This is a genomic window from Novosphingobium sp. (assembly GCF_965214355.1).
In the GTDB taxonomy this organism is placed as follows: domain Bacteria; phylum Pseudomonadota; class Alphaproteobacteria; order Sphingomonadales; family Sphingomonadaceae; genus Novosphingobium.
The window spans coordinates 207,780-222,667 of record NZ_CBDCBI010000002.1 but is presented as its reverse complement, the minus strand read 5'-3'; the positions used below and the strand labels follow the sequence as shown (position 1 = coordinate 222,667).

The following is a 14,888-nucleotide window of genomic DNA, read 5'->3' as shown; positions in this document are numbered from 1 at the left end:
TGTGAATATATGCGAGTGGCGATAAATTCAGCCGATTAAATCGGGCATCCTATTTCTGAATAGTACGCGCCATATTAACTTTCAATATACAATGCAAGCAGTTCCAATTTTGCTTTTGCCGAGTTGAGTAAAGTCCGACACGCGACTCTCTTAATAGTGATTACAATATAACCTAAAATTCCCAATTTTCATGCACATCTGCACAGTCACGCTAATGATTGGAATTTATCTTTGCAATCTGGTTCTTTCCCAACAACTGTCCCACAATGGGATGGTACTTTGCTGCAGGTGAAGCTCCCGCTTACACATCAGAGTTAAGGCGATCGTCGTTCCCGGAAATCTAAGATTGGCATGGATCATGCTTTGCGGAGCGCGCGGGCACCTAAGGGTAAGCTTTTATCGAGCGAAAAATGCCGGCCCGTATTTGAGACACTCTAAATTCAGGAGATTTCACATGCAGAAGAAACTTGTCATCGGCCTCATGGCTGCTGCAGCAACTTTGGGTTCGGCTGGTACCGCGAATGCTGCTGTCTTCTATGATTTTGCGGACGCCATTAAGGACATCACATTGGACACGGATGTGGCCTCGGACGTATCGGCCCTCTCGGGCCTTGCCCTGGCTTCTTCTCATGGCGTTGCTTCGGGTTGCTTTGGCAGCATTACGTGCGTCATTGACGTGAAGGTCGCTGGCGGCGACGATTACATCCTGTTGACCGCGAAAAATGTCCTGAATAAAAATACGACAATCGTCGCCACGGACGTCAGCAAGGTCAAAAACCCGATCCTCGCCGCGATCGACAAGGGTCTGGTTACCTTGGACACGTCCAAGGCCACAGGTAACAGTTTTGTTGTTGCAACTTCGGCTGTGCCCGAGCCTTCGACCTGGGCGATGATGCTGGTTGGCTTTGGCCTCGTCGGCTTTGGCATGCGCAAGCGTTCGAACGTCCGCACGACTGCCAGCTACGCCTAAGCACCGCACTTGGCGGGAGCGCCGCCGGTTGGAAGGCCGGCGGCGTTTCCATGTCCGCCTCCCCAATCGATCGAGCGGAGTTGGTACACGCGCCTAGTCTGCAAGCATCCGCCTGGCCTCGTCGCAGTCGATCGCGATCTGCGCCATCATCGCGTCAAGCGAATCGAATTTCCATTCGCCGCGCAGGAAATGATGGAACGCGACTTCGATATCCTGATCATACAGGCTGCCCGAAAAATCGAAGAAGTGCGGCTCGAGCAATTCCTTGGGCGGATCGAAGGTCGGGCGGATGCCGACATTGGCCGCGCCTTTCAGACAAGTGCCATCGGCCAGCCGCGCGGTGACCGCGTAAATGCCGTAGCGCGGGCGCAGGTAGTTGCCGAGTGCCAGGTTCGCGGTGGGAAAGCCGATCGTGCGCCCGACTTTATCGCCATGCTGCACCGGGCCACGGATGGCGAAGGGCCGGGTCAGCAGCCGTTCGGCGGTCTGGCAATCGCCCTGCGTCAATGCATCGCGAATCAGGCTGGACGAGACGATTTCTCCGCCCAGCAGCACCGGGCCGATCGTGCGCGTGCGCAGGCCAACCTGCGCGCCAAGCTCGGCCAGGACCGCGACATTGCCGCTGCGCGCCTTGCCGAACGTGAAATCCTCGCCCGTCACGACGCCCGCCGCGCCCAGCCGTCCGACCAGCAGATCGTGCACGAATTGAGTCGCAGTCGTGCCCGCCAGCACGTGATCGAACGCAAACACCAGCGTCGCCGCAGCGCCGGCCCGGGCAAACAATTCCTCGCGCTGGTCGAGCGTGGTCAGGCGGAACGGCGGCGCATCGGGCTGAAAATAGCGGACCGGGTGCGGATCGAACGTCGCGATGATCGCCGGGCGGCCTTCGGCGCGCGCCCATTCGACCGCTTCGCGCGCGACGGCCTGGTGCCCCAGGTGAAACCCGTCGAAATTGCCCAGCGCGATAATCGCGCCGCGAAACGCCTCGGGCAGCGGCTGGCTCGCGTCAAAGCGCATTATCGTGGGATCCGCCCATCGGGCCGGGTCAGTGAGTGGAAGGTAAATGCGGGTCGATCGCCATCCGCTTCGAAATGTTCGCCGATTTGGTCCACCCATTCGGCCGGGTCGGACGGGGGTATAAACGCGTCTCCCTCGGTGCGCGCATGAACCAGCGTTATTTCTGCACGGTCCATTCGATCCCAAAACAACGTATAGATTTGTGCACCTCCAAAAATAATCACTTCCGGGTATTGGCCACCGGCATAAGCCAGGCCGACCGATGCATCAGCCGTATGCGCAACCTCGGCGCCCTCGGAATGCCAATTTCTATCGCGCGTCAGTACGATATGGCGCCGGCCAGGGAGCAATTTGGGCAGCGATTCGAATGTCTTTCGCCCCATGATCAGCGGCTTGCCCATAGTCAGCGCCTTTACGCGCTTCAGATCGGCAGGCAAATGCCAGGGTAGATCCCCGTCATTGCCCAGTACGGTATAGGTGCCGTTTTCATTCAGCCCCACCGCCCACACGCCGATCAGAACTGGTTGGCTCACAGCACCAGCCGCGTGACATGGCCCATCTTGCGGCCGGGCCGCGCGGCGGCCTTGCCGTACAGATGCAGATGGTTGGCCGGGTCGGACAGGATTTTAGCCCAGTCATGCGCGGCATCGCCGATCAGGTTATCCATCACCGCCCCGCGTGCCGTCAATGTCGTCGCGCCCAGCGGCAACCCGCAGATCGCGCGGACGTGGTTTTCGAACTGGCTGGTCAGCGCGCCTTCGATCGTCCAGTGCCCCGAGTTGTGCACGCGCGGTGCCATTTCGTTGAACACCGGGCCATCCGCGGTCGCAAAGAATTCCAGCGTCAGCACGCCGAAATAGTCGAGCGCATCGGCAACCTTGGCCGCGAGCGCGCGCGCTTCGGGCACCTGGGCTGCGATGTCTGCCGGCGCGGGCACGGTCGATTTGCCCAGAATGCCCTCGTTGTGCTCGTTGTGCGCGCTGTCCCAGAAGACCATCGCGCCATCGGTGCCGCGCGCGACAATCACCGAAAACTCGCCGAAAAACGTGACGAAACCTTCGTAGATCAGCGCGGCATCGTCGAGATCGACCACATCGGCGGAAGCTGGCGTCATGATCCGCCATTGGCCTTTGCCGTCATAGCCGTCGCGCCGTGTTTTCAGAACGCCGGGTACGCCGATCCGGGCCATCGCCGCATGCAATTCGGCACGCGTATCGACCGCGGCCCACGGCGCGGGGCGGCCACCAAGTTGTTCGACGAACAGTTTTTCGCTGGCGCGGTCCTGCGCCACTTGCAGCGCGCGGGCGGGCGGGCGCAAGGGCGCATGCGCCTCGATCGCGGCCAAGGGTTCGGCAGCGACGTTTTCGAATTCGTACGTGACGACGGCGCATGTCGCGGCAAAGGCCGCCAGCGCCGCGGTGTCGTCGAAGCGCCCTTGCGTGAACGCGGCGGAGACATCGGCGCCGATCGCATCGAATTCGGGCGCGTAAATGTGGCAGCGATAGCCCAGTTGCGCCGCTGCCAGCGCGATCATCCGGCCCAGTTGGCCACCGCCCAGGATGCCGATCGTTTCGCCGGGCGAGATGACGGTGCTGTCGCTCATACAGGGCGTTCGGCAATCGCGGCCGTCTGTTCGGCGCGCAAGGCGATCAGTTTGTCGGTCAGCGCGGGATCGCCGATCGCCAGGATCGCCGCTGCCAGCAGTGCGGCATTGGTGGCGCCCGCCGCGCCGATCGCCAGCGTGCCGACCGGAATGCCGCCGGGCATCTGGACAATCGACAGCAGGCTGTCGAGCCCCGACAGCGCGCGCGATTGGACCGGCACACCCAGCACCGGCAGATGCGTCATCGCCGCGACCATGCCCGGCAGATGCGCCGCGCCGCCGGCGCCCGCGATGATCACCCGAAAGCCCTGCGTATGCGCGGTCCTGGCAAATTCGACCAGGCGATCGGGCGTGCGATGCGCCGACACGATCCGGCAATCATGCAAGACGCCCAGCCGGTCGAGCACGGTCGCGGCGTTCTGCATGGTTTCCCAGTCGGACTGGCTACCCATGATGATCGCGACAGGAGGAAGAGGTGCGGTCATTTAACGCTCGGACAGATAATAACGGTCGGTCGCGGCCAGATTGTCATCAAGTTCGAAAATGATTGGCTGCCCGGTCGGAATTTCCAGATCGGTGATATCGGCATCCGAAATGCCCGACAGATGCTTCACCAATGCGCGCAGGGAGTTGCCGTGTGCGGCGACGATCACCGTTTCGCCCGATGCCAGCGCGGGTGCGATCGCAGCCTCATAATACGGCAGCACGCGTGCGATCGTGTCTTTCAGGCTTTCGGCATCGGGGATGGCGATCCCGGCGTAACGCGGATCGCGCGACAGATCGAACGCGCTGCCGGGTTCCAGCGGCGGCGGCGGCGTGTCGAAGCTGCGGCGCCAGATTTTCACTTGGCGCTCGCCATGCAGCGCGGTCGTCTCGGCCTTGTCGAGCCCGGTCAGCCCGCCATAATGCCGCTCGTTCAGCCGCCAGTCCTTGGTTTCGGGCACCCACAACCGGCCAGCGGCTTCGAGCACCAGATGCAGCGTCTTGATCGCGCGCGACTGAACCGAAGTGAAGGCGATGGTCGGCAACACGCCCTTTTCGCGCAACAGCGCGCCCGCGGCCGTGGCCTCGTCCGCACCTTTTTCGGTCACATCGACGTCCCACCAGCCGGTAAACCGGTTTTCCAGATTCCACTGCGACTGGCCATGGCGGACAAGGATCAGGCGGGGCATCGGCGTTCCTGTATCAGGGTCTGGAGTTGCGCGACGTAGCGCCTGGATCATGGTTTGGAAAGATCGGTCTTGGGCAGGTCCGCGCCGGGCTCGCCCGCCCGGTCCTCGGCGGCCACCGCGCGTGCCTGCGCCTTGCGCCGGTGCAGATTGGCGCGCAATTGCTCGGCCAGCCGCGCCTGCCGGTCGGTCTTTGCATCGGGTGGGCTTTGCGTCATCGCTGCGTTCTGGCGAATGGGCGGTTCGGGCGCAACCCCAACCTGCGCGAGCCGGACCTCGAGTGCTTGACAAAGCGGGCCCCCACAGCCAAAGGGCGCGCCTGTCCCGGAACACAGCTTTCCGGAATCAGCGGGAAATGGTGTGCTGCTGTAGCTCAGTGGTAGAGCGCATCCTTGGTAAGGCTGAGGTCGGGAGTTCAATCCTCCCCAGCAGCACCATTTCCCCGCGCGCGTGCAAGCAACGGCGCACAAACCTGACCCGCCCCCCACCCTCACCCTACCCACACCGTCATCCCGGACCTGATCCGGGATGACGAGTGGGGCGGATGTCGTGCGGATCGCGAGGATAGCGTTACGCCAGCAGATCCGCCCAATCCGGATGGCGTTTGAACGCTTCTGCAACATAGCTGCACTGCGGATCGATCTTCAGGTTCTCCGCGCGCGCATGCGCGACCAGCGCCTCGACCAGTGCCGCAGCCACGCCGCGCCCGCCGATCGACGATGGCACCAGCGTGTGTTCCGCCACCAGCACGTCGCCGCGCGTCACATATGTCAGTTTGCCGGTCGCCTCTTCGCCGGGCAAGGTCGCGATGAATTCGCCGCCGCTGCCGACGATGCCGGCAGAAATCAATTCGTGCGTAATTGTCATCTCGGTCATGATTTGGTCCTCACTGGGTTGACCGGCGTGTCGCCACGCCGCATTCGCTGTGGTCATGAAGTTCTTTTCCGACAACGCCGCCACGGTTCATCCGCATGTCTGGGCCGCGATGCACGCCGCCGATGCGCCCGATACCGGGTATGACGGCGACGGGCTGTCGCGCCGGCTTGATGACGCGTTTTCCGATCTGTTCGGTAAACGCGCGACCGCGCTTTGGGTTGCAACGGGCACTGCGGCCAATTGCCTGGCGCTGGCGGCGATGGTGCCGCCGTGGGGCGGGATCGTCTGCCACCGCGAGGCGCATATCGAAACCGACGAGGGCGGCGCGCCGGGGTTTTACACGCACGGCGCCAAGCTGATCCTGGCCGAAGGCGATGGCGCGCGGCTGACGCCTGCAACGATCGAGGCCGCGCTCGCACCGATCCGCGAAGGCGTGCACCAGGTGCAGCCGCATGCGATCTCGATCACGCAGTCGACCGAATATGGCCGGGTTTATACCCCTGCCGAAGTCGCCGCGATCGGCGCCCTGGCGGCTTCGCGCGATCTGTGGCTGCATATGGATGGAGCGCGGTTCGGCAATGCGGTCGCGCATCTGGGGTGTCACCCGGCGGCAATTACGGTCGATGCCGGGGTCGATGCGCTGAGTTTCGGCTTCGTCAAGAATGGCGGGATGGGTGCAGAGGCGATCGTGCTGTTTGATGACGCGCGCGATCCGGCGCTGATCGAAAGCATCCACCGCATGCGCAAGCGCGCCGGGCATCTGCAATCGAAAGGCCGCTATCTGGCAGCGCAGATCCTGGCGCTGCTGAAAAACGATCTGTGGCTCGGCAATGCGCGCGCCGCCAATGCGGCGGCGAGCGAGATCGCCGCGGCAGCGGGCGACCGCCTGATCCACAAGGTCGAGGCGGACGAAGTGTTTCTGGTGGTCTCGCCCGCGGAAGCTGCCGCGTTGCGCGCGGCCGGGTTCGATTTCTACGACTGGAACGCGCCTGCCGGCGCGCCCGGCGCCGCCCGGCTGGTCACATCGTGGAACAGCGATCCGGCGCATGTCGCAGCGCTGGCGCGCGCCTTATCGGCACTATGAGCGCGCAGGTCGGGGGCCGCGACCCCAAAGTCATTGTCGCCTTCATCGTCACCGCGCTGGTCTGGGGATCGACGTGGCTGGTGATCAAGGCGCAGATCGGACCCGTTCCCGCCAGTTGGTCGGTAACGTGGCGCTTTACCGGCGCGGCCATCGGCATGTTTGCGCTGGGGCTGGTGCGCGGAGATATCCGGCTGAACGCGCTGGTGCCCGAGCGCGCGGTGCTGGTCCGCGCCGGGCTGATCGGGGTCAGCCTGTTCTGCGGCAATTTTCAATTCGTCTATCGCGCCGAAAGCCATCTGACATCGGGGCTGGTCGCGGTGGTGTTTGCGCTGCTGGTGCTGCCCAATGCGGTGTTGTCGCGGATATTTTTGGGCACGCCGGTCACGCGCGGGTTTGTGCTGGGCTCGCTGATCGCGCTCGCCGGGATCGTGCTGCTGATGATCCGCGAATACCATGCGGCGCCGGCGGGTAGCGATGTGCCGCTGGGCGCGGGGATGACGCTGCTGGCGCTGGTGTGTGCGTCGACCGGCAATGTGTTGCAGGCAGGCCAGGTCGCGCGCCGGGTGCCGGCGGCGATGCTGCTCGCCTGGGCATTCACGATCGGCGCGGCGGTCGATTTTGTCATCGCCTGGGTGTTGTCGGGGCCACCGGTGTTCAGCTGGTCACCGATGTATGCGGGCGCCGTTGCATATCTCGCACTGGTCGGATCGGTGCTGACCTTTCCGCTGTACAACCTGTTGCTGCGCGAAATGGGGCCGGGTCGCGCGGCGTATAACGGCGTGGTGGTGCCTGTCGTTGCGATGCTGCTGTCGACCGCGTTCGAAAGCTATCGCTGGACCGGGCTGAATATCGCAGGTGCGCTGCTCGCGCTGGCCGGGCTGGTCGTCGCATTGCAATCGCGCAAGCCCTCGCGATAGGTGGCAAAGCGCGGCCGCCAGCCGAGCACGCGCAACGCCTTGCCATTCGCGACGCGGCGGTTTTCGGCATAGAATGCACGCGCCATCGGTGACAGGTCCGCCTGTTCGAGCGTCACCAGCGGCGGCGGCGCCACGCCGATCAGGCGCGCCGCTTCCTCGATCACAGTGTTGCCATCGCACGGTTCGTCATCGGCCAGATTGTAGACGCCGGGCGGCCCGGCCATGCCAGCGATCACGCCGCCTGCGATATCATCGACATGCACCCGGCTGAACACCTGGCCAGGCGCAATCAGTCGCCGTGCGGTGCCATCACGCAACCGGTCGAACGCGCTGCGCCCCGGGCCATAAATCCCCGGCAGGCGGAATACGCGCGCGCCCAGCGCCTGCCACGCGTGATCGGCATCGCTGCGCGCGGTGCGCCGGCCGGCGCCGATCGCGGCGGTTTCATCGACCCACGCGCCGCCGCAATCGCCATAGACTCCGGTCGACGACAGATAGCCGATCCAGCGCGGCGGGCCGTCGCGCAACGCGGCGCCATAGGCATCGAGCACGGGGTCGCGCCCGTCACGCCCCGGCGGCACGCTCGACAGCACATGCGTCGCGGTGCCCAGCGCTGCGCCGACACTGTCGCGATCATCGAAGGCGACAGCGCCATGACGCCCGGTGCCGTCGACCCGCCAGCCCTGCCCGGCAAGGCGCGCTGCCAGCACGCGTGCGCTATAGCCCAGCCCGAATACGAAACACCGCATCAGGGATTGGGCAACGGTGGCGGGGTCACTTCCTTTGCCCCGGGCACGTGGTCTTTCTTCCACTGCATCGCCATCCGTACGCGCGTCAGCCCCGAGGGATGGTCGTAGAACAGCGCCTCCTCGATCGCGGGCGGCGCGATCTTGCGATAGGTCGACACCTTCATGGCGGAGGCGGCAAACCCGTCGGGTTCGCGCGCAGCGTTCAGCCCGAACGCATCGGCCTCGCTTTCGGCCAGGCGCGTCTGGGTGTTGGTGATCGGCAGGAACAGCAGCGACAGCCCGGTCAATACCCCGACCAGCACCGGCAGCGCCGCCGGATCGTCGATCCCGCGCACCGCCCGCCGCCGTCCGCCCAGCGCGATCGCCATCGGGCCCAGCTTTGCCAGCAGCCACAGCTCCAGCGCGCTCAGCAGGGTGACGAAAACCACATCGCGCCAGACATGGCCCAGCACATAATGCCCCATTTCGTGCCCGACGATCGCGACCGCCTCAGGCACCGTGGTCTGTTTCAGCATATTGTCGGTCAGGCTGATCCACACCGTCGGGCCCAGTCCCGAGACATTGGCGGATATCCGGTTGCTCTGGCGCGACGCGTCGAACTGGTAGATGTTTTCCGCCGGAATGGCGTTGGCCGCTGCCATCGCGCCGATCCGGGTGCGCAAGGGCCCTGCGGGCAATTCGGTATACGTGTTGAACAACGGCGTGATGAAGACCGGCGCGACCAGCCCGAGCAGCGCGACGCACAGCCCCACGACGCCGGCCCCGACCAGCCACCAGTGCCGCGGAAACATCCGCATCACCGCGTTGATTACGGTCAGCAGCCCGCCGCCCAGGATCAGCGTCAGCAACGCCGCGATCGCCTGTTGCCCCAGCCAGCCGCCGAACGACTGGTTCATCAGGCCAAAGCGCCGCTCGCGCACGAAATCGATGAGGATCGTCCAGGGCAACTCGATCAGCGTCAGGCACACCAGGAACAGCACAGACACTGTCAGCATCACCATCCACGGTCGATAGCCGCTCCGCCGCAGCGCATCGCGGCAGCGCACCAGCACGCCGCTGCGCAAGATCATCCAGCACACCAGCACGGTCAGCAGCGACGAGACGATATCGATCCACACGCGCCCGTCGAAATACGCATCCGATCGCGCGCGCGCCACCGGGCCGAGCGTGGCCAGGTACAGCGCGGTCGCATGATCGACATCGAACGCCGCCGCGCGCGCCGGCAACGCCAGCGTCGCGCCCGCCAATGCCAGACCCATCGCCCCAGGATTACGCATGCCCGCCATCTTTGCCCCTCAGCCGCCGCCCCGGCTTGCCGCGGGCGAATACGCTGGGTGCGGTGCGCGAGCCCCGCAAGTCAAGCCGAAAGCCATATCTTTCTCGGGGTCCTGCGCGCGTTTCCCATTGGCCCACGCGCGCGCAGCCCCTACATTGGGGGCATGAACGATATGTCCAGCCCCCCCGCCGTCCACAGCCCCGAACCCGCGCACGCCGCGACCAACCGGCTCGACTACCGTGTGCCCGATTGGCAGGTACCCGAAATCGCACTCGATTTTGCGCTGTCGCCCGAGGCGACGCGCGTGCGTGCGACGCTGTCGGTTACGCGTACAGCACCCAATGCGCCGCTGCGGCTCAATGGCGACGGCATTGCGGTGGCGACGCTGTCGGTCGATGGCCAGGTGCACAACCATTGGGACATGGACGGCAACGACCTGGTCATCATGCTGCCCGGCGACCGCCACGAAGTGACGATCGAAACGGTGATCAACCCGGTCGCCAACACGCAATTGTCGGGGCTCTATGCGTCCAATGGCCTGCTGTGCACGCAATGCGAGGCCGAAGGGTTTCGCCGGATCACGTTCTTCCCCGACCGGCCCGATGTGCTGAGCCGGTACCAGGTGCGGATGAGCGGCGACAAGGCGCAGTTCCCGGTGCTGCTGTCCAACGGCAATCCGGTTGCCAGCGGCGACGGCCCGGCCGGCACGCATTGGGCGCAGTGGGATGATCCGTGGCTGAAGCCTTCGTACCTGTTCGCGCTGGTCGCGGGCGATCTGGTGGCGCAGCGCGACAGCTTTGTCACGATGTCGGGCCGCAAGGTCGATCTGGCCATCTATGTCCGCCCCGGCGACGAGACGCGCACCGATCATGCGATGCGCAGCCTGATCGCATCGATGGCCTGGGACGAGAAGGCCTATGGCCGCGAATACGATTTGGACTTGTTCAACATCGTCGCGGTGTCCGATTTCAACGCCGGCGCGATGGAGAACAAGGGCCTGAACGTGTTCAACACGCGCTATATCCTCGCCGATCCCGAAACCGCCAACGACGGCGATTACGACGCGATCGAGGGCGTAGTCGCGCACGAATACTTCCATAACTGGTCGGGCAACCGCGTTACGTGCCGCGACTGGTTTCAGCTGTCGTTGAAAGAGGGCTTTACCGTGCTGCGCGACCAGCAGTTCAGCGCCGATCGCGGATCGGCCCCGGTCAAGCGGATCGAAGACGTGCGCGTGTTGCGCGCCGCGCAGTTCCCCGAGGATTCGGGGCCGCTGGCGCACCCGATCCGGCCCGATTCGTATCAGGAAATCAGCAATTTCTACACCGCGACCGTGTATAACAAGGGCGCCGAAGTCATCCGCATGATGGATGTGATGACAGGGCCCGAACGGTTTCGCCAAGGCACCGACCTGTATTTCGATCGCCACGACGGCCAGGCCGCGACCTGCGAGGATTTCGTCAAGGCGATCGAGGATGGCGCCGGCATCGACCTGGCGCAGTTCCGCCGCTGGTACGAACAGGCCGGCACGCCGCGCATCGATGTGACGATGGCGCACGCGGGCGATACCGTCACGCTGACGCTGAAACAGACCGTGCCGCCGACACCCGGCCAGCCCGACAAGCAGCCGATGGTGATCCCGCTGCGCACCGCGCTGTTCGACCGCGCGACGGCCAAGCATTCGGGCGAACATCTGCTGGTGCTGACCGATGCCGAGCACACGTTTACGTTCACAGGCCATGCAACGGCGCCGGTGGTGTCGATCAACCGTGGATTTTCCGCGCCGGTCGCGCTGAACAATCCCCTCGCCGATGCCGATCTGGTGTTCCTGGCCGCGCATGACGACGATCCGTTTGCACGCTATGAAGCGATGCAGCAGCTGGTCGTGCAGCACCTTGTCGCCGCGATCACCGACAAATTGAGCGACACCGCGCGCGATTCGGGCCGGGCGGCGATCGGCGAGGCGTTTGCCAAAGTAGTGGCCGACCCCGCGCTCGACGACCTGATGCGCGGCGAATTCATCATCCTGCCAGGCGAAGGGTATCTCGCCGAACAGCTCGATCCGGTCGATCCGGGCCGCGTGCGCGCCGAACGCGAAGGGCTGAAAGCCTGGCTCGGCACGCATCTGTCCGAAGCGTGGCGTGCGCTGCACGACCGGACCGCTGCAATCTCGGGCGCGGCGTCGGGCACGTTCAGCCTCGACCCGGTGTCGCGCGGCGCGCGCAAGCTGAAGACGCAAGCGCTGGTCTATCTTGCCGCGGCAGACCCTGCCGAAGCGATTCGCCGCGCCGCTGCGCAATATGCCGCCGCCGACAACATGACCGACCGCCAGGGCGCGCTGATGGTGTTGTGCGGTTTGGACACTCCGGAGCGGGAGGCTGCCTTGGCCGACTTCGCCCGGCGGTTTGCCGGCAATGCGCTGGTGATCGACAAGTGGTTTTCGTTGCAGGCGGCGTCGCTGCATCCCCATGCAATCGAGCATGTGAAGGCGCTGGCCAAGCATCCCGAATTCACGCTGGCCAATCCCAACCGTGCCCGCGCGCTCTACATGGGGTTCATGGCCAACACCGCCGCGTTCCACGATCCGTCGGGCGAGGGCTATCGCATGATTGCCGATCTGATCCTGACGCTGGATCCGATCAACGGCAGCCTGGCCGCGCGCTTCGTGCCGCCACTCGGCCGGTTCCGCAAGTTCGAGCCGGGCCGCGCGGCGCTGATGCGCGGCGAGCTGGAACGGATTGCGGCTGTGACCACACTATCGCGCGATGTGCGCGAACAGGTGTCCAAAAGCCTTGGCTGATCGGGTCGAAGTGCTGACCCACGTCGCGCTCGCGGGCGTGGCGCACGGGTTTTGCGGGCGGCGCGGCGGGGTCAGCACCGGCGATCATGCCGGGTTGAATGTCGGCTGGGGCAGTGACGACGACCGCGCCGCGATTGCGGAAAATCGCGCACGGGCGGTGGCAGCGGTCTTGCCCGGCGCGGCGCTGGTGTGTGCGTATCAGGTCCATTCGTCCGACGTGGTGACCGTGACCGCGCCCTGGGCCGAAGACGACCGGCCGCGCGCCGACGCCTTGGTCACCGATCGCGCCGGGGTGCTGCTGGGCATTCTGACCGCCGATTGCGCGCCGGTGCTGTTTCATGATGCGCAGGCCGGCGTGGTGGGCGCAGCGCATGCTGGCTGGAAGGGCGCGCTTGGCGGCGTCACCGATACGACGATCGCGGCAATGGAAGCGCTGGGCGCACGCCGTGCCGATATCGCCGCCGTGGTGGGCCCGTGCATCGCGCAAAAAAGCTATGAAGTAGATGATGCGTTCGAGCGGCGTTTTGTCGAAGCAGACGCTGCAAACGCGCGTTTTTTCCGCGCCGGACGCGCCGGGCACAGCTGGTTCGACCTGGAAGGCTATGTCGTCGAACGCCTGCGTGCGGCGGGCGTGGGCACCGTCGCGATGCTGGGCGAAGACACCTATGCGCAACCCGACCGCTTCTTCTCGTACCGCCGCGCGACGCATAGAGGCGAACCTGGGTATGGCCGCGAAATAGCGCTGATCGGCTTGCCCGACTCTAATGCGTAAGCGGCGCCGGCCCCTTCGTTTTGGGTATCGGGCGCAGTAGCAGCACCAACGGGCTGACGCACACGATCCCCACCGCCAGCAGCCAGAACAGATCGGCGTAAGTCATGACGATCGCCTGCGCCTGGATTGCGTTGCCCAGCGACTGGTAGGCGGCGTCGCTGCTGCCGAGCGTCTGGCCCTGTTGCTGCATATACGTCTGCACCATGTCCGAATTGGCGGTCAGCGTTTCCTCGATACGCCGGCTGTGCAGCCACATGCGATGGTCCTGGATCACGCCGATGCTGGCCAGCGCCAGGCTGCCGCCCAGGTTGCGCGCGGTGTTGTACAGGCCCGAGGCATCGCTCGCCATTTCGCGGCTGACCGAACGGATCGCGGCGCGATTCATGTACATTGCGGAAAAAATGGTGCCGATCCCGCGCATCACCTGCGTTGCGGCAAACTCGGCGCCGGTTGATTGCACGGTCAGATCGACCTCCATCCACGACGACAGCGCCAGCAGGCCCATGCCGAACGCCACCGCGATGCGGATATCGATATTTTCCACCAGCCATGGCGTAAACGGCATCATCAGGATCATCGGCACGCCCGACAACAGCACGACCTGGCCCGATTGCAGTGCGTTGTATCCGGCGGTCCCGGCCAGGAACTGCGGAATAACGTACGAGGTGCCATAACTCACCATGCCGACCATCGTGACCATGATGACCACCGCGCCGAATTGCCGGTCGAGCAGCAGTCTCAGCCGGATCACGGGCTTGGTCGCGGTGGCCTGGCCGATGCCGACGAACACAAAGCCGATCGCCGATGTCGCGGCCAGCCAGCAGATCGTGGGCGACGAAAACCACTGTTCGCGCTGGCCTTCCTCCAGCACCACGGTCAATCCGCCCAGGCCAAGCGCCAGCCCGGCGATGCCGAACCAGTCGGCATAGCGCAGCATATCCCATTTGGGCCGCTGCGCCGGCAGGGCGACGAGCAGCAGGACCAGCAGCGCAATGCCGACCGGCAGGTTAATGAAAAAGGCATAATGCCAACTGACATTTTCGGTCAGCCAGCCGCCCACCACCGGGCCCACCACCGGCCCCAGGATCGTGACCGCGCCGAATATCGAGCTGCCGAGCGGCTGCTGTTCGCGCGGCAGGCGTGTGGCGATGATCGTCATCGCGGTCGGGATCAGCGCGCCGCCGGTAAAGCCCTGGCCGACGCGCCCGATGATCATCACCGGCAACGTGTGGGAAAAGCCGCAGGTCATCGAAAAGCAGATGAACAGCGTGGTTGCGATCAGCAGGAACGTGCGCAGCCCCAGCGCCCGCTCCAGCCAGCCCGACAGCGGAATGATCACGATTTCCGCAACCAGGTAAGCGGTCGAGATCCAGGTCCCCTCGCTACCGCTCGCGCCGATCTCGCCCTGGATGACAGGCAGCGAGGAATTGACGATCGAGATGTCGAGCATCGCCATGAACGCGCCCATCGCGCCCGCCGCCAGCGCCAGCCATGCCGTCAGGTCTGCCCGGACCGGCGCGAGGTCTGCATCCACCACAGTTGCCGGTCGTGTGACGGACGTTGCCGTGCTCATGATTCCTCTTCACCTCTCCTCCAGCTTTTTCACACCGCGGCCATTTCGGGCAAGCCTTAAGATCACGCTGCGACAAATCTGC

15 protein-coding genes and 1 tRNA gene are annotated in these 14,888 nt (G+C 64.7%); 6 read left to right on the top strand and 10 right to left on the bottom strand.

Annotated features, from left to right (window positions below):
- Positions 1–454 precede the first annotated feature (454 nt).
- Positions 455–970: a PEPxxWA-CTERM sorting domain-containing protein gene (locus ACOOE2_RS01610; protein WP_420381280.1), complete on the top strand. Its 516-nt coding sequence runs from the start codon at positions 455–457 to the stop codon at positions 968–970.
- 93 nt (positions 971–1,063) lie between these two features.
- Here the strand turns inward: ACOOE2_RS01610 and ACOOE2_RS01605 are convergent, their stop codons facing one another.
- The 6 genes from ACOOE2_RS01605 to ACOOE2_RS01580 are packed head-to-tail and all read right to left on the bottom strand — an operon-like array spanning position 1,064 to position 4,977.
- Positions 1,064–1,987 carry a bifunctional riboflavin kinase/FAD synthetase gene (locus ACOOE2_RS01605; RefSeq protein WP_420381279.1) on the bottom strand — a complete coding sequence of 308 codons (924 nt, stop codon included), beginning with the start codon at positions 1,985–1,987 and terminating at the stop codon, positions 1,064–1,066.
- Positions 1,987–2,505, bottom strand: a complete 519-nt coding sequence (locus ACOOE2_RS01600; RefSeq protein ID WP_420384540.1) for a dihydrofolate reductase — start codon at positions 2,503–2,505, stop codon at positions 1,987–1,989. The genes ACOOE2_RS01605 and ACOOE2_RS01600 overlap by 1 nt, the downstream gene beginning before the upstream one ends.
- Before the next feature lie 11 nt (positions 2,506–2,516).
- Positions 2,517–3,590, bottom strand: coding sequence for a 5-(carboxyamino)imidazole ribonucleotide synthase (locus tag ACOOE2_RS01595; protein ID WP_420381278.1), 1,074 nt, complete (start codon positions 3,588–3,590; stop codon positions 2,517–2,519).
- Positions 3,587–4,075, bottom strand: a complete 489-nt coding sequence (gene purE, locus ACOOE2_RS01590) for a 5-(carboxyamino)imidazole ribonucleotide mutase (RefSeq protein ID WP_420381277.1) — start codon at positions 4,073–4,075, stop codon at positions 3,587–3,589. Before purE ends, ACOOE2_RS01595 begins: the two co-directional genes overlap by 4 nt.
- A complete protein-coding gene (gpmA, locus tag ACOOE2_RS01585; protein ID WP_420381276.1) occupies positions 4,076–4,762 on the bottom strand; it encodes a 2,3-diphosphoglycerate-dependent phosphoglycerate mutase in 687 nt (228 codons plus the stop codon).
- Between the two features lie 47 nt (positions 4,763–4,809).
- Complete coding sequence (locus ACOOE2_RS01580) at positions 4,810–4,977, bottom strand: hypothetical protein (RefSeq protein ID WP_420381275.1); 168 nt, start codon at positions 4,975–4,977, stop codon at positions 4,810–4,812.
- 144 nt (positions 4,978–5,121) lie between these two features.
- Between ACOOE2_RS01580 and ACOOE2_RS01575 the strand changes: the two genes are divergently transcribed.
- Positions 5,122–5,196, top strand: a tRNA-Thr gene (locus tag ACOOE2_RS01575).
- A 133-nt stretch (positions 5,197–5,329) separates the two neighbouring features.
- Here the strand turns inward: ACOOE2_RS01575 and ACOOE2_RS01570 are convergent.
- A complete protein-coding gene (locus tag ACOOE2_RS01570) occupies positions 5,330–5,635 on the bottom strand; it encodes a GNAT family N-acetyltransferase (RefSeq protein WP_420381274.1) in 306 nt (101 codons plus the stop codon).
- A gap of 55 nt (positions 5,636–5,690) precedes the next feature.
- On the opposite strand from ACOOE2_RS01570, the gene ACOOE2_RS01565 reads away from it, so the two are divergent.
- Together ACOOE2_RS01565 and ACOOE2_RS01560 are read left to right on the top strand one after the other, a co-directional pair.
- A complete protein-coding gene (locus ACOOE2_RS01565; RefSeq protein WP_420381273.1) occupies positions 5,691–6,719 on the top strand; it encodes a threonine aldolase family protein in 1,029 nt (342 codons plus the stop codon).
- Positions 6,716–7,636 (top strand): DMT family transporter, encoded by a 921-nt coding sequence (locus ACOOE2_RS01560; RefSeq protein ID WP_420381272.1) that lies wholly within the window; start codon positions 6,716–6,718, stop codon positions 7,634–7,636. The genes ACOOE2_RS01565 and ACOOE2_RS01560 overlap by 4 nt, the downstream gene beginning before the upstream one ends.
- Here the strand turns inward: ACOOE2_RS01560 and ACOOE2_RS01555 are convergent.
- Together ACOOE2_RS01555 and ACOOE2_RS01550 are read right to left on the bottom strand one after the other, a co-directional pair.
- A complete protein-coding gene (locus ACOOE2_RS01555) occupies positions 7,546–8,385 on the bottom strand; it encodes an SDR family NAD(P)-dependent oxidoreductase (protein ID WP_420381271.1) in 840 nt (279 codons plus the stop codon). The two genes, ACOOE2_RS01560 and ACOOE2_RS01555, sit on opposite strands and share 91 nt — an antisense overlap.
- Positions 8,385–9,662: a M48 family metalloprotease gene (locus ACOOE2_RS01550; RefSeq protein ID WP_420381270.1), complete on the bottom strand. Its 1,278-nt coding sequence runs from the start codon at positions 9,660–9,662 to the stop codon at positions 8,385–8,387. Before ACOOE2_RS01550 ends, ACOOE2_RS01555 begins: the two co-directional genes overlap by 1 nt.
- Before the next feature lie 162 nt (positions 9,663–9,824).
- Between ACOOE2_RS01550 and pepN the strand changes: the two genes are divergently transcribed.
- Both pepN and pgeF read left to right on the top strand, forming a co-directional pair.
- A complete protein-coding gene (gene pepN, locus ACOOE2_RS01545) occupies positions 9,825–12,461 on the top strand; it encodes an aminopeptidase N (protein WP_420381269.1) in 2,637 nt (878 codons plus the stop codon).
- On the top strand, positions 12,427–13,233 hold the full coding sequence (pgeF, locus tag ACOOE2_RS01540) for a peptidoglycan editing factor PgeF (RefSeq protein ID WP_420381268.1): 807 nt from the start codon (positions 12,427–12,429) through the stop codon (positions 13,231–13,233). The genes pepN and pgeF overlap by 35 nt, the downstream gene beginning before the upstream one ends.
- Here the strand turns inward: pgeF and ACOOE2_RS01535 are convergent.
- Positions 13,223–14,806 (bottom strand): MDR family MFS transporter, encoded by a 1,584-nt coding sequence (locus tag ACOOE2_RS01535; protein ID WP_420381267.1) that lies wholly within the window; start codon positions 14,804–14,806, stop codon positions 13,223–13,225. The genes pgeF and ACOOE2_RS01535 overlap by 11 nt on opposite strands.
- Positions 14,807–14,888: the final 82 nt, after the last annotated feature.

Bases quoted from the DNA above. Each gene is read 5' to 3' on its own strand.
- ACOOE2_RS01610 (WP_420381280.1), top strand. From the start codon at position 455: ATGCAGAAGAAACTTGTCATCGGCCTCATGGCTGCTGCAGCAACTTTG.
- ACOOE2_RS01605 (WP_420381279.1), bottom strand. From the start codon at position 1,987: ATGCGCTTTGACGCGAGCCAGCCGCTGCCCGAGGCGTTTCGCGGCGCG.
- ACOOE2_RS01595 (WP_420381278.1), bottom strand. From the start codon at position 3,590: ATGAGCGACAGCACCGTCATCTCGCCCGGCGAAACGATCGGCATCCTG.
- purE (WP_420381277.1), bottom strand. From the start codon at position 4,075: ATGACCGCACCTCTTCCTCCTGTCGCGATCATCATGGGTAGCCAGTCC.
- gpmA (WP_420381276.1), bottom strand. From the start codon at position 4,762: ATGCCCCGCCTGATCCTTGTCCGCCATGGCCAGTCGCAGTGGAATCTG.
- ACOOE2_RS01580 (WP_420381275.1), bottom strand. From the start codon at position 4,977: ATGACGCAAAGCCCACCCGATGCAAAGACCGACCGGCAGGCGCGGCTG.
- ACOOE2_RS01570 (WP_420381274.1), bottom strand. From the start codon at position 5,635: ATGACCGAGATGACAATTACGCACGAATTGATTTCTGCCGGCATCGTC.
- ACOOE2_RS01565 (WP_420381273.1), top strand. From the start codon at position 5,691: ATGAAGTTCTTTTCCGACAACGCCGCCACGGTTCATCCGCATGTCTGG.
- ACOOE2_RS01560 (WP_420381272.1), top strand. From the start codon at position 6,716: ATGAGCGCGCAGGTCGGGGGCCGCGACCCCAAAGTCATTGTCGCCTTC.
- ACOOE2_RS01555 (WP_420381271.1), bottom strand. From the start codon at position 8,385: ATGCGGTGTTTCGTATTCGGGCTGGGCTATAGCGCACGCGTGCTGGCA.
- ACOOE2_RS01550 (WP_420381270.1), bottom strand. From the start codon at position 9,662: ATGCGTAATCCTGGGGCGATGGGTCTGGCATTGGCGGGCGCGACGCTG.
- pepN (WP_420381269.1), top strand. From the start codon at position 9,825: ATGAACGATATGTCCAGCCCCCCCGCCGTCCACAGCCCCGAACCCGCG.
- pgeF (WP_420381268.1), top strand. From the start codon at position 12,427: ATGTGCGCGAACAGGTGTCCAAAAGCCTTGGCTGATCGGGTCGAAGTG.
- ACOOE2_RS01535 (WP_420381267.1), bottom strand. From the start codon at position 14,806: ATGAGCACGGCAACGTCCGTCACACGACCGGCAACTGTGGTGGATGCA.